Consider the following 12,509-nt stretch of genomic DNA (forward strand, 5'->3'; position numbering starts at 1 on the left):
CTACCGCAGATAATCGGCAGTTGTCTGCGGCAACTCCTTAGCGCGACTTTTCGGGGACTTTGGGGTCGCGGTAGTAACCGCCGAAGAAACAACACATTTGGGTTTGGCCCGGATAACAGGACCGCTTCACGCGCGGGACGGAGCGACATCGCCGCAGGTCGCTGGTCCGCTACCCCGGATAATGGATTGTTATCCCGGGTCCGCCTCGGTGACGAACCGCAGCCTCGTGACCAGGGACTGTACCCATATCCGCCCGATTTTCGGCGGTTACAACCGGAACCCCTTCTCACCGGGTCGGCAGCCCAGGGAGCCGATCACCCGCTATCGGACCGTGATATCCAAGTTTTCACCACCGACATTGCGGCACTACTCGAAGACGAGTCCTGGTGGGAGCGGCTGGGCGAAGTCCTGGTGGTCGAACGTCTCGAGGACGGCGACGGCAATCCCACTCGGCTCGTGTACTACGCCGGCGGCAAGCTCGATTTCACCCTCCTTCCCGCCGACGACCTCGGAGGGCGTTTTTACGGGCGGCCGTTCAGGGTGCTGCTCGACAAGGACAGCATCGCCGGTACTGCCTCGCATCGGCCGCTGGTGGCTTCGGCACCGAAGGCTGGGGAGTTCTGGGAATCGGTGAACTGGGCGTGGGCGGCAGCGTTGATGGAGGCCAAAGCGATTGTGCGTGATGAGCCGTGGTCGGCGAAGCTACGGACCAGGACCTCAAGGCCGAACTGTTGCGCATGATCGAGTGGGATCACTGGGCCCGTTACGGCGGCGACTTCGATACCCGGTATCTGGGCACGCGCCTGCGCTCGTGGATGGACCGCGACGTGCAGGCCGAACTCGAACACTGCTGGTCCGGATTCGGTGTGAGGGAATCCGAGCGGGCTCTGCTGGCCACTGTCGGTCTGTACTGCCGGCTCGCCGAGCGGACGGCCCGGCACCTCGATTTCGCGGTCTTCGATCACGAGCGCGTCGCAGCGGAACTGCACACCATCCTCCGTTCCAGCTCACTACAGGAAGGGTCGGGGGCGGAGTCCTTGCCTGTGTGGCCAGCTGGATCTGACCTGCGTCAATAGTCTGGTTGTCCGTCGGCCGGTCGGGCGAGGCCTGCGGCCACCAGCTGCTGGCGTACGCGGCGGAATCGGTCGAGGTCTACGCCGGCGAGAGCGGCCAGGTCCTCGTCCGGGTAAGGGCCGGGTAAGGGCCGGGTCCGTGCCGATCGAGGACCAGCCTGATTGCTTCGGTGGTCTCGACGTCATGGGTGTCGCTCGCGAGCTGGTCCAGCTCGGGCAGCATCTGGTCCATCCAGGTGGTGTCCTGCCCGGCGTCGCGCCGCCGGTCTCGTTAACGGTGGAGCGTGGCGGCCAGCTGGTCGGCGTCGGCGGCGACCCGGGCAAGGATCTCCCGCCGTGCGGCGTTGTCCACGGTTTTCATCCTGCGCGTCTCGGTGAGCAGAGTCCAGACCCGTAACCTGCGGAGATCGGCGGGGGTGGTGATGTTCGGGAGAAAAGTCACGCTAAGCAGTTACCGCAGATAGCAGCATACTATGTGCGGTAATTGGTGAGCCGTCCTGGCGCGATGCCCTGTCCGAGCGGCGGCGACTCGGGAAACTATCTGCGGTAGCGATGTGGGAGGTTGGTGGTGGGTCGGGTTCGGGCGTTGCCGCGGCCGGCGGCAGGGGTGCGGTTGGCGGATGCCGTGCAGATCTATCTGGCCACGATCACGGTCCGTAATACCCGCGCGACGTATGCGGCGGCGCTGGATCGCCTCGTCGCCGATTTCGGCGCCGACGCCGACGTGGCGCAGCTGAGCGCGGAACCGGACCGGGTCAGCGGCTGGTTCACCTATGTGTGGGGTGCGAAGTCGGCGAAAACGTTCAACATCCGGTTGACCGCGCTGGTTTCGGCGTTCGGGTACTGGCGTGAGCAGGACTGGCTGTCCGGGGATCCGCTGGTGCGGTTGCGGGCCCGGCCCGCGCCGCCGGATTCGAGCAAGGCGTTGAGCCGGGAGCGGGTCACCCAGATCCTGGGGTTGCAGGCACCGCTGCGGGAGCGGGTGCTGTGGCATCTGCTCTACGAATCATCTGCCCGCACCGAGGAAGTGCTGATGCTGGATGTCGGTGATCTTGACCCGGCGAATCGGTGCGCGGTGGTAACCCGAAAGGGCGGAGCCCGTGAGGTCATCGCCTGGCAGACCGGCACCGCCCGGCTGCTGCCGCGGATGCTGGCCGGCCGCCGGTCCGGGCCGCTGTTCCTCACCGACCGTAAGGCACGGCCGACCGTGGCCATCAACGACGTCGACCCAGCCACGGGACGGGCCCGACTGTCCTACCGCCGTGCCGCGGAACTGTTCGAGGCCCACACCGCGGTCTTCGACGGTGGCCCGTACACCCTGCATCAGCTGCGGCATTCCCGGCTCACCCACGCTGCGGAGGACGGCGCTTCGACGCCGGTGTTGATGAAGCTGTCCGGGCACACCTCGGTACGCAGCCTGGCGAAATACGCGCGGGTTTCCGACGAGGGCCTGCGCCGGTATCAGGCCGACAGCGATCCGGCGGCGCGGCGGCGTTCCAGTCGCTGAACAGCGTGCGTAACCATGGCGAGCTGACTGAGGGGCCTGCTCGGTGTGGTGGGTGGCGCTGGTGTTCGGGAACGACCGGGCAGTACCGTGCTGGTATGGCGTTGATCGACATCGAGGACCTGCCCACGACCACTGCCGACGTCTTGCGGCGGCGTGCTCGTGCGGCCGGGCTGCCGGTGCGGCAGTACGTGCGTCGAGAGCTGATCACGCTCGCGGGTCGGCGGGTATCCATCGATGCGGTCGTGCAGTTCCTTGCCGATGAGCGGCCCGGGCACCCCGGTGCCGAGGTCGACGACGGGGCTCTGGCCTTGATCAGTATCTATGAGTTGCCTTCCGAGGCGTGGAGCGTATTCAATGCGCGCGCCGCAGTAGCAGGTATGCCGCTGAGTGACTATGTGCGCCATGAGCTGATCGCCTCGGCTCGGCGTCGCACTTCGACGACGCGGTACTCGAGATCCAAGAGATCGTGGACAGCACGCCGGGACTGGAACTCGATATGGACGCCGTGATCGAGTCCGTGCGCTACGCACGCGGCCTGTAACTGCATCCCCAGCCACGGCCGCATCTGCGGTGACCGACATCAGTCGTGGACGGTGTTGTCCAAGGCGTCCGGGTCGCGCAATGGGCGGTGTGTCCCTCCGAGGTCGGGCAGATGGAAACTGTAGTGCCCGTCGATGCCGATATGTGAGCGGACGAACGGCGAGAGCCGCGCCGCGTCCGCATCGAGTACCGGATATGCCTGGGCGCGCAGCGCGTCCAGGGCGCGGTCCATGTAGACGGTGTTCCACAGCACCACGCAGTTCAGCACCAGGCCGAGTGCGGAGAGCTGGTCTTCCATCCCTTCGTAGTAGACCCAGGTCATTTCGCCCTTGCGGCCGTGGAAGATCCGCCGCGCCAGGTCATGGCGACCCTCGGTGAGGTTGGCCTGGGTCTTGATCTCACGGCGATAGGGTTCGTCGTCGGCCAGCCGCAACACATGCAGAGTCTTGAAGATCCGCCCGAAATGCGCGACCGCCTGCCCGAGCGAGGTCGGTTGTCCGTCGCGGGAGATCATGCGCGTGACCTCGTGCGCGGACACTTCGCCGGTATGGATGGAGACCGCGATCCGGCACATGTCCTCCCAGTGCCGGACGATCCGCTCGACGTCGATGCGGCCGCGAGCGGCTTTGTCCAGGGGCCCGTAGTCGGCGGCCGGGTCGATACGCCACAACCGTTGATCGGGCAGGTTAGCCAGTTGCGGGCGGTATCGGCGGCCGAGCAGGTGCAGCAGCCCGAACACGATATCGCTGTAGGAACCGGTATCGGTAATGATCGCCTCCGGCACCGTCCCACCCTGCTGTCGCAGCACCACATCCACCGCGTGCAGCGAATCACGCGGAGTTCCCGACAGTACCTGGGCGGCAAGGCCGCTGGCCTGGTCGTTGATCATATTCAGCCAGGTGATCCCGCGTTTGCGGCCGAAATACTTCGCGTTCGGGCGGGCGTGGATGGTGCGCACCGGGACCACGAACCGCAGCCCGTCCACCGACGCGACGAGCCCACCGCCCCATGCCTGGGCCAGCGGGATACGGGCCTGGGCCTCGACCAACGCGGTGTTGGCGGCGGCGAGGGTGTCGAAGCGGATATAGGACTGGTCGACGTGGTGCAGCCGGTCCCGGGTCAGGGCTTCCACCCCGGGGCTGGTGACCGGACCGAATCCGACGTTCATCGCGTGCGCGCACAACACTGCCGCGACCGACAATCCGAGATCGGCGACCCGGGCGGGGTTTCCGGAGGCGTGGGTGAAGGCCTCTGTGAACCCGGGATGCCACGACATCACTTCCAGCACCAGCTCGGGCAGATCGATCCGCGGCAGCATCGCCTCCACCCGCCGCCGCAGATCGGTCAGACTCGGCGGATCCGGGACCGCCGTCAACGCAGCGGCGTGCAGCTTGCCGTCTTCGTCGACCGTGGCCGGGGTATCGCCGTCGAGCCGGGCCGCGACCTCCCGATACGCGGCATCCAATGCTTCGGCATGCTCAGCGAGCATCACCGCCGGCTCGTGCGGAAGACCCAGCGCGTTGAGCCCGGCCTCACGCGCGGTTTCCCAACTCGCGCCGCTCAGCAGGTGCGCGCGGGGATCGCGCCACTTCGACGAAGCCTCCACGAAGATGTTGCGGTGCTTGAGATGGCGGTGGAACTGCTCGAGCACACAGAACGTGTAGGCGGCGCGATCGACGGTTTCGGCCGGCCGGCCACATAGACCAGCCGGGACCACGCGCCACCGATCAGGTCGTGATCGACACGGCGCGCATCCAGCCACCGCGCCCCGGACTTGCCCGGTTTCTCCGTGATCAACTCGGCCAGAGTGCGCATCGCGGCCAGCACCGGCGCGCCCTCGGGAGTCGCGCCGAAGACCAGGCCGCGCATCAACCGGGGCAGAAACGGCCGCACGGTCGCGAACCGGCCGGCCAGTTCCTCGGCGCGCTGACCGTCGAGTTCGGCGTCCCCGGGCGGGACCAGTTCGTCGATGACCGCGACTGCTGATCGCAACACGGTGCCGGTCACCTTCGCCTCGATCAGGTCCCACACCACGCCCAGCTCGATGCCCTGATCGATCTCCACCATCTCCAGTAGCACCCGCACCGCCTCGGCTAATTTGCCGGCGTTCCGTGAGACCTGCGGATAGCGGCGTAGCTTCTCCTCTTTCGACTGCCGTTCGGCCTTGGACAGCAATTCCGTGGTCATCAGCAGGTCGAACAGCTCCAGTACGTCATCGACAGCGCGGGCGCTCAGCACAGACACCGTGGCCGCCAAAACCGCCAGCCGGTGCTCGCGGCTCATCCGGCGTAGCTGAGTCGCCTTGCCCGACAAGCCGTGTTGAGCCAAACCCAGCAGCCGCCGCGGCGGCACCGCCGACACATCCACCCCCGACGAGCCCGCCACCGCGAGATCACCGACCCGCTCCAATGCGGTCAGCATTCCTTTCGACGAGGGCCGAAACACCCCCTTCCGCAGCCGATCCAGCTCACTGACCCGCTGTCTCATGCCCGCCGGCACCTCCAGTAACCCCAACAGCACACCCGCCGACGACGGCGAGAGCTGCCCGGCAAGCTGCGCCCACAACCGCTGCTCAGCCGCCTCCCGACCCGCGGCGACCAGCTTCTCCAGCGTCGTCACACCCGGCAGCAGCACCCGCCGGGCCCGGCACCACGCCACAGCACCCTCGAAAATCGCCTTCGGACCGTCGCCGGTGATCCAAGCCTGATCAGCGACCCACGCCGCCAGTTCCGCCTCCGCCTCACCGAACCCCATCAGCCCGTATGCGGCCTCGATCTCGGCCTGATGCTCGAACCGCGTCGTACGCCGCACCATGTACTCACCCAGACACGACGGATCTTCGATCTCCAACTGCTCGGCCAGATAAGCCACCAGCTCCGCCGGCACATCGATCGGATCGGCCAGGAACATCCCCAGGTAGCGGACCGTCACCACCTGCACCGCGAACCCGAGCCGGTTGTAATCCCGGCGCCGCGTCGCGACCAACCGCCGATCCTCATCATCCAGATAGCAGAACCGCTCCAACTCCACCCGGGACAACACACCGAAACGCCCATAACCGGGCACACCCGCATCAATCACGCCGACATGAAATCACCAGCTCAACAACAGGATTCAGCCCGTCTGCTTAGCGTGACTTTTCTCCCGGATGAGCCTCAACCCCCGAACAGCCCCCGACCACGACCTTCGCCGCCGAGACAACGTTTGACCGACCCGCCACCGGGTACGGCCGTCGGAGGATGGCAGCAGTTCTCGGGACGAGTGGATACCGCGGCCGGCGGCGCCGGGCGGTTACGGGTTCGGACGATCGGAGGAGCCATGCCGGCTGAACCGAAGGTGCGCATTCCGGTGCCCGTCGAGGACGTGTTCGCGATCCTCGCCGACGGGTGGCTGTACGCGTTGTGGGTGGTCGGCGCCACCCATATCCGCGAGGTCGACCGCGAGTGGCCGAATGTGGGTGCCCGCATCCACCACAGTGTCGGGGTTTGGCCGCTGACCCGACACGATGTCACAGTGGTTCACGCCGTGGACCCGCCACACCGGCTCGAACTCGAGGCGCGGTTGTGGCCGGCGGGCTCGGCCTGGATCACATTGGAGCTCGTCGAACTCCAACCACATCTCACCGAGGTCCGCATGGCGGAGCGAGCCATCAGCGGACCCGGGCGACTGCTGCCGGGCCCCCTCCAGGACCTCGCGTTGATCCCCCGCAACAACGAATCACTCGCACGACTCGCGGCCCTGGCCGTGGGACGTTCTCGCGCCGACGCCGGCTGATCCCCGGACGACCGGCTCGCGGCGAAAGCGGGCGGATGCGCGATGAATCCGCCGTCCGAGCCCGCCCACTGTCACCTGCCGCCGGGTCCGCGGGCCGCCATGGGCACGAGGTCACCGCTCCGGGAAACCGCCCGAGTTCCCGGTCTCCCGACCCGCGGCGGATACTGCGGTGGCACCCACCTGCCGCACATCCGGATCTTGGCTCTGGTGAGTCGGTCGGCCCGGACGAAACGGAGTGTGGGTGGGGGTGAGTGGACCGCTGTCCCCCACCCGCCCGGCCCGCAGCGCGGCGACGAGTTCGTCGCAGACGGCACCGGCGTCGTAGTGCGGCACCCACCCCAGTTCCCCACGTGCCCTACCGGTATCGAGCAGGCAGGCGCGGTCGGCCAAGGTGATCCAGCCCGGATGTAGCGGTAACAGACCCGACCGCCAACCCGCCCACACGCCGGCGGCCGCCACCCGACGGGACAGGGGTACCCGGAATCCGCCGAACGAGGCGGCCAGCGCCTGCGCCGACAGCGCCGGGTCGGCGGCGAGATTGAAGGCCCCCTCCGCCTGCTGCCGCAGAATGAGCCGAATCGCCGAGGCGACATCGTCGGCGTGGACGAGCTGCAACCGCAGATCTTTCCACAGCGGCACCGGTACCCACCGTCGGCCGAGGAGCGGGCGCGGCAGCCATGATCCGAACAACCAACCGGCCAACTGGGCCGCGGCAGCACCCTGCACGATCCCGCACGGCCGGATGCGGGCGATCCGCATGGCGGGGTGTTGCCGCTCGAACGCGTCGAGTTGCTGCTCCAGCAGAGCTTTACCGAGGCTGTAGGCGCTGCCGGGCACCCCCGTGAGCGCCCAGCTCTCGTCGATGCGCCGCCACCGTTCGGCGGGGGCGTATGCCGCCGCCGAAGACGCGCACACCAGCTGCGGAACTCCGGCCGCGGCCGCCGCATACATGACATGGGCGCTACCCACGGCATTCGTCCTGGCCATCGGCGGATCCTCCCGACGCGGATGGATCGCCCAGGCCAGATGGACCACCGCGTCCGCGTCGGCGAAGGCCTCGGTCAGCACCGGTATCGCCGCGGCCTCCCCGATATCGCAGGTGACCCATCGGGTAAGTGTGTAGGGTTCCCGCGTGGTATCCGGACGCCGCCGCGCGATACCGACCGGCTCCCAATCCTCCCCGCGCATAGCGCGCAACAACGCGGTTCCCACATTGCCACCGGCACCGGTGATCGCGACCTTCATGCGTCCGGCCCCCGAATCGTCCCGTCGGGCATCATGTCCTCCTCGCCACTACCTTCCGGCTCGGCGAGTACCCCGACGGACCGCCTTCGCGCATCCCGTTCGGACCTCCGTGGTCGGCGACCGACCGTGCAGGGCGGTTCCGTCCGCCCACCGACCTATTCGTGGGGTGGTTCGCCGGTGACGATGTGGTCGGCCTGGTTGAGCCCTTCGCGGACCAACCGGGTGACGTGTCCGCCTCGCAGCCGGTAGACGATGCGGCGACCCTCCCGCCGGGTGTCGACCAGACCGGTGAAACGCAATTTGGCCAGATGCTGGCTGACGGCGGTGCGGGAGGCGCCGCAGGCCTCGACCAGGGCCGTGACATCGGCTTCGCCGTGGGTGAGCAGCCATAGGATGTGCAGACGGGTCGGATCGGCCAGCATCTGGAAGATGCCGGTGGCGGCGTCCAATCGAGCGGGGTCCGGGGGGACCGGATGCGTGAGGCTGGCGGCACCTGCGTTCCGGTCTGCGCGCTCGGTCATGTCCTCACCGCTTTCATCGGACCGCCGTGGCAAACCCCCGGTCGGTCGTCGGGCGGGGCCACAGGTATGCGGCCGTGATTGCTGCGAGTGTAGCGATCACGGCCAACACCCCGGCGGCAACGATATGTCCGGCATGAACGCCGCCCCACCCGGCGAGGGGGTAGGTGATCAGAAAACAGGCATGGGACAGCGAGAACTGGGCGGTGAACAGCGCCTGGCGCTCCCGGTCGGAGCAGTGCCGGCGCAGCACCCGCGCCGACGGGGTGTTGACGAGCGATGTCCCCGCACCGAGCACGAACCACATCGATCCGAGTACGACCCAACCGAGCGCCGGTCCGGGGTCGACGGCCAAAAGAAGTGTGGTCACGACCAGACCGGCGGGGACGACGGCACAACCGGCGAGCATCAAGGACCGGTCGGATCGATCGACGAGCAGCCGCGGCAGCACCAGAGCCACCAGCATCGAACCGGCGCCGAAGCATCCCAACGCGACGGCGACACCGGTATCGGTGCCGTCGAGCAGCTCGTGCACATAGACGACGGTATCGACCAGCACCAGCCCGGTCCCGGCGGCCACCACCAGGTTCATGGCCACCAACCCGCGCAGCGCCGGCCGCGACCCCATCATTCGGACACCGGCCGGAATCCGCGCGCTCAGTGGTTGGGATCGGTCCGGCGCCGGCGGAACCGGCAGCGCCGTGGTAACGACCAGCAGAGCCGAGCCGAGGAACCCGGCGACGGTGCCGAGGAACAGCCAGTGATAGCCGACCACGGCCAGCGCGGCGGCGGCCAGCAGCGGGGACAGCACCGCCTCCAGGTCGTAGGCAAGTCGCGACAGCGACAACGCCCGGGTGTACTCGTCCTCGTCGACCAGCACAGAGGGAATGACGGCCTGGAACGCGGGGGTGAATGTCGCCGAGGCCGCTTGGAGCACGAAGATCAGCGCATAGACCTGCCACACCTGGTCCACGAACGGCAAGGCCACCGCGGTCCCGGCCCGCACGGCATCCGCGGTGACCAATACCGTGCGGCGCGGAATCCGATCGGTCAGCGCGGCGATCACCGGTGCGACCGCGACATAGGCGACCATCTTGATGGCCAGCGCTGTGCCCAGCACCGCGCCCGCCTCGTCCCCGGCCAGATCGTAGGCCAGCAGACCCAGTGCCACGGTCAGTAATCCGGTCCCGACCAGCGCCACCACCTGGGCCACGAACAACCGGCGAAACACCGGGTCGGCCGGCACGACCGATCGCCTCGTCTCGGCACCACGAACGGAGATCATCGCTCAACTATAGGTGCGCAATTGCGCACTTGTTAACTTGGATCTGCGACGCTTCCCGATGTGCTCCCGTTCACCCGCTTGATCTCGAATCCGGCCGACACGTCACCCGATCGACCGAATCCGAATCTCGGATATTCCCGGCTCCTACCGCCCGGCCGCGGCGAGACGAACAACACCGGACGAACAGGAGCGGACACTCGGCCGCATGAGCGTGCACAATCGAACTCGCGCCGACGACGGCACGCCCGGACTCGCATACCGAGACGAAAAGGAAGCGCCCATGCCTCGTATCGCCACCGCCGAAACCGTCGACCGGTCCGCACTCTTGCAATTCCTGCGGCCGCGCCATCGCGGCGTCCTGGTCACCACCCGCGGTGATGGCAACCCGCAGATGTCGCCGGTCACCTGCGGTCTCGATACAGAGGGGCGCATCGTGATCTCGACCTATCCCGAGCGGGCCAAGGCCCGCAATATCCGTCGCAATCCCGCCGTATCGATCTGTGTGCTATCCGACGAGTTCAACGACGCCTACGTCCAGGTCGACGGACAGGCCCGGGTAATCGATATGCCACAGGCGCTCGACGGCCTGGTGGAGTACTACCGAGGCATCGCCGGGGAGCACCCCGATTGGGACGAATACCGGGAGGCGATGACCCGGCAGAACAAGTCGCTGATCCGCATCGATATCACCCGCTGGGGGCCGATCGCCACCGGCGGCTTCCCACCGCGACTCGCCCGATAGTCCGCACCGCGAGGCCGGGCGCGGCACTCTCACAGCCCCCGCGGGCCTTCCGAACGCAGGTCCTCGACCTTGCGCATGGCCTCACGCAGCTCTTCGAGCCACGATTCCGCGTGTTCGCCCACCAGTTTCACCGCCCACGCCAGCGCATCGGACCGAGACCGGGCGACACCGGCATCGACGAGCGTGTCGAGCACCTTGCGTTCCGGTTGGCGTAGCCGGGTCATCACCGGTACCGCCAAATGGGTGAACAGAATGCGCTCCCCCTCCACCGAAACACCCCAAGCGACACTGCGACCGTAACGTCGCTGCGCCTCGTCGGCGATCTGCATACGCGCCGCGCGGGTGGATTCGCGAAAACGAGCGACCGCTCCCTCTTTCGTTGCCTCCGGAACCTTGCGCGATGTCGCGTCGGACTTCTCCGCCACGGAGGTCTCTCCCACATCGGATTCCGACTCGTCCGGCCGCGGCAGCGGGAGCTCGCCGATCACCACGATTTCATCCCGATCGATCTCGATGACGGGCTTGCCGATGAACCAGCCACTCGGCAGTCGCCCCGCGAACCAATCCGGCGCATCCGTGGCATCGGGCAGATCGGCCTGCTGCCAACCGCCGGGCCGACCGAAGCCTCTCCCCCGGTGTCCGTGCCTCATGTCTTTCACCTTCTCACCATTAAGAACAATTACTTGATTACAAGATTACGCCGCAAAAGCAGCTTCGGTTCCGCTCAGAGTGAAAATGCCGAACGATAGGCGTCGAAGCATGCGCCAATAAAGTCACGTGACACATATCGAGCTCGGCATGCCCGGCGGCAGCCACCGGCACCTTGGTCCTGCCGATTCGGTTATCGCGTGATTCCGGAGCACCCTTCGCCGATGAGAAGACCCGCTCGCGAGGAAACCGAGGGGCCCGATCGGGGCGTCCGGATGTCGACACCGCGCGGTGCGGCGTATCTCCCGGGGATAGCTCGCGGCGATCGAGATCGACCGGGTGAGCGGACCGAATATCGAGGACGGCACGAACCGGTGCACAGAACACCGGGGTGCCCGACCTGGCCCGTAGCCCATACCGTTCGGCTCATACTGTTCGAGGACAACGCTGGTGGCGGACCGAAATGGGCGTCGATTCGGGGAGGTACGGCTATGGCGTCGGTGGGGTTGCTGATGATCGATATGCAGAACAGCTACCTGACTCAGGACGTGCGCGATGCCTATGGTTGGCCCCCGATATGGCGGCTGTCGGAGGTGGTCGACGAATGCCGGGCGCTACTCGAGGCCGCCCGGTCGACGGGAATTCCGGTGATCTACTCCCGGCAGGTCAGCTGCCCCGCACTCACCCCACGATCGGCCCGGCACCGCCGCAGCCGGGCCGATCGTGTTCCGCGACTGTCGGATGCCGAACGATTGTGGCGGTCGCAGATCATGGATGCCGTCGCCCCCGAGCCCGGCGATCTGGTGCTGCACAAAACCCGACACAGCTTCTTCACCTACACCGAGCTCGATCCCGTCCTGCGCGGCCTCGGGCTCGATCGCCTCATCGTGGCCGGTTTACAGACCAATGTGTGCGTCGAAGCGACGGTGCGCAGCGCGCTGGAACGGAACTTCGAGGTGGCGGTCGCCGAGGACGCCGTGACCACGGACGGTCCCGCACTGCATCACGGTTCGCTCAATGCCATGCGAGTGATGTATGTCGAGGTCGCCCCGTGGCGGGAACTCATCGCCCCCGACGCGCCGTGGGATCGCGCCTACACCACACCCGACTACGGGCGCGATACCGGCTATTGGACCGACCCCCTCTATACGCCGAGGTGAGATCTCGAGGGGTATCG

The 12,509-nt window shown here is 67.2% G+C and carries 14 protein-coding genes; 7 read left to right on the top strand and 7 right to left on the bottom strand.

Annotation, left to right across the window (positions count from 1 at the left end):
* Window positions 1-186: 186 nt before the first annotated feature.
* Together ON32_RS30540 and ON32_RS30545 are read left to right on the top strand one after the other, a co-directional pair.
* Window positions 187-741, top strand: a complete 555-nt coding sequence (locus ON32_RS30540; protein WP_051133275.1) for an aminoglycoside 6-adenylyltransferase — start codon at window positions 187-189, stop codon at window positions 739-741.
* Window positions 738-1,076 (top strand): aminoglycoside 6-adenylyltransferase, encoded by a 339-nt coding sequence (locus tag ON32_RS30545; RefSeq protein ID WP_051133276.1) that lies wholly within the window; start codon window positions 738-740, stop codon window positions 1,074-1,076. Before ON32_RS30540 ends, ON32_RS30545 begins: the two co-directional genes overlap by 4 nt.
* A 268-nt stretch (window positions 1,077-1,344) precedes the next feature.
* Here the strand turns inward: ON32_RS30545 and ON32_RS28885 are convergent, their stop codons facing one another.
* A complete protein-coding gene (locus ON32_RS28885) occupies window positions 1,345-1,515 on the bottom strand; it encodes a hypothetical protein (protein ID WP_157224204.1) in 171 nt (56 codons plus the stop codon).
* A 123-nt stretch (window positions 1,516-1,638) separates the two neighbouring features.
* On the opposite strand from ON32_RS28885, the gene ON32_RS15255 reads away from it, so the two are divergent.
* Together ON32_RS15255 and ON32_RS15260 are read left to right on the top strand one after the other, a co-directional pair.
* Window positions 1,639-2,580 (top strand): tyrosine-type recombinase/integrase, encoded by a 942-nt coding sequence (locus tag ON32_RS15255; protein WP_245551066.1) that lies wholly within the window; start codon window positions 1,639-1,641, stop codon window positions 2,578-2,580.
* A gap of 95 nt (window positions 2,581-2,675) precedes the next feature.
* Window positions 2,676-3,089: a hypothetical protein gene (locus tag ON32_RS15260; protein ID WP_245551068.1), complete on the top strand. Its 414-nt coding sequence runs from the start codon at window positions 2,676-2,678 to the stop codon at window positions 3,087-3,089.
* A 71-nt stretch (window positions 3,090-3,160) separates the two neighbouring features.
* On the opposite strand, the gene ON32_RS30090 is transcribed toward ON32_RS15260, so the two are convergent.
* Both ON32_RS30090 and ON32_RS30095 read right to left on the bottom strand, forming a co-directional pair.
* Entirely contained in the window at window positions 3,161-4,771 is a 1,611-nt protein-coding gene (locus ON32_RS30090; RefSeq protein ID WP_245551070.1) for a Tn3 family transposase, read from the bottom strand.
* On the bottom strand, window positions 4,681-6,201 hold the full coding sequence (locus ON32_RS30095) for a DUF4158 domain-containing protein (RefSeq protein ID WP_245551072.1): 1,521 nt from the start codon (window positions 6,199-6,201) through the stop codon (window positions 4,681-4,683). The genes ON32_RS30090 and ON32_RS30095 overlap by 91 nt, the downstream gene beginning before the upstream one ends.
* Window positions 6,202-6,438: 237 nt before the next feature.
* Here ON32_RS30095 and ON32_RS15270 point away from each other — a divergent pair, with 237 nt between their 5' ends.
* Window positions 6,439-6,894 (top strand): SRPBCC family protein, encoded by a 456-nt coding sequence (locus tag ON32_RS15270; protein WP_040791633.1) that lies wholly within the window; start codon window positions 6,439-6,441, stop codon window positions 6,892-6,894.
* A 111-nt stretch (window positions 6,895-7,005) separates the two neighbouring features.
* On the opposite strand, the gene ON32_RS15275 is transcribed toward ON32_RS15270, so the two are convergent.
* From ON32_RS15275 to ON32_RS15285, 3 genes are all read right to left on the bottom strand, one after another.
* Window positions 7,006-8,139 (bottom strand): NAD-dependent epimerase/dehydratase family protein, encoded by a 1,134-nt coding sequence (locus tag ON32_RS15275; protein ID WP_051133277.1) that lies wholly within the window; start codon window positions 8,137-8,139, stop codon window positions 7,006-7,008.
* Between the two features lie 155 nt (window positions 8,140-8,294).
* Window positions 8,295-8,660 (bottom strand): ArsR/SmtB family transcription factor, encoded by a 366-nt coding sequence (locus tag ON32_RS15280; protein ID WP_040791548.1) that lies wholly within the window; start codon window positions 8,658-8,660, stop codon window positions 8,295-8,297.
* A gap of 13 nt (window positions 8,661-8,673) precedes the next feature.
* On the bottom strand, window positions 8,674-9,942 hold the full coding sequence (locus ON32_RS15285) for an MFS transporter (RefSeq protein WP_051133278.1): 1,269 nt from the start codon (window positions 9,940-9,942) through the stop codon (window positions 8,674-8,676).
* A 280-nt stretch (window positions 9,943-10,222) separates the two neighbouring features.
* Here ON32_RS15285 and ON32_RS15290 point away from each other — a divergent pair, with 280 nt between their 5' ends.
* Window positions 10,223-10,684: a PPOX class F420-dependent oxidoreductase gene (locus tag ON32_RS15290; RefSeq protein ID WP_040791635.1), complete on the top strand. Its 462-nt coding sequence runs from the start codon at window positions 10,223-10,225 to the stop codon at window positions 10,682-10,684.
* 29 nt (window positions 10,685-10,713) lie between these two features.
* On the opposite strand, the gene abmR is transcribed toward ON32_RS15290, so the two are convergent.
* Window positions 10,714-11,334, bottom strand: coding sequence for an ATP-binding transcription factor AbmR (abmR, locus tag ON32_RS15295; RefSeq protein WP_040791550.1), 621 nt, complete (start codon window positions 11,332-11,334; stop codon window positions 10,714-10,716).
* 489 nt (window positions 11,335-11,823) lie between these two features.
* Here abmR and ON32_RS15300 point away from each other — a divergent pair, with 489 nt between their 5' ends.
* Complete coding sequence (locus tag ON32_RS15300) at window positions 11,824-12,492, top strand: cysteine hydrolase family protein (protein ID WP_040791551.1); 669 nt, start codon at window positions 11,824-11,826, stop codon at window positions 12,490-12,492.
* Window positions 12,493-12,509 lie beyond the last annotated feature (17 nt).

Source organism: Nocardia paucivorans NBRC 100373, from assembly GCF_000308675.1.
GTDB classification, from domain to species: Bacteria; Actinomycetota; Actinomycetes; order Mycobacteriales; family Mycobacteriaceae; genus Nocardia; species Nocardia paucivorans.

Bases quoted from the DNA above. Each gene is read 5' to 3' on its own strand.
- ON32_RS30545 (WP_051133276.1), top strand. From the start codon at position 738: ATGATCGAGTGGGATCACTGGGCCCGTTACGGCGGCGACTTCGATACC.
- ON32_RS15260 (WP_245551068.1), top strand. From the start codon at position 2,676: ATGGCGTTGATCGACATCGAGGACCTGCCCACGACCACTGCCGACGTC.
- ON32_RS15270 (WP_040791633.1), top strand. From the start codon at position 6,439: ATGCCGGCTGAACCGAAGGTGCGCATTCCGGTGCCCGTCGAGGACGTG.
- ON32_RS15275 (WP_051133277.1), bottom strand. From the start codon at position 8,139: ATGAAGGTCGCGATCACCGGTGCCGGTGGCAATGTGGGAACCGCGTTG.
- ON32_RS15280 (WP_040791548.1), bottom strand. From the start codon at position 8,660: ATGACCGAGCGCGCAGACCGGAACGCAGGTGCCGCCAGCCTCACGCAT.
- ON32_RS15285 (WP_051133278.1), bottom strand. From the start codon at position 9,942: ATGATCTCCGTTCGTGGTGCCGAGACGAGGCGATCGGTCGTGCCGGCC.
- ON32_RS15290 (WP_040791635.1), top strand. From the start codon at position 10,223: ATGCCTCGTATCGCCACCGCCGAAACCGTCGACCGGTCCGCACTCTTG.
- abmR (WP_040791550.1), bottom strand. From the start codon at position 11,334: ATGAGGCACGGACACCGGGGGAGAGGCTTCGGTCGGCCCGGCGGTTGG.
- ON32_RS15300 (WP_040791551.1), top strand. From the start codon at position 11,824: ATGGCGTCGGTGGGGTTGCTGATGATCGATATGCAGAACAGCTACCTG.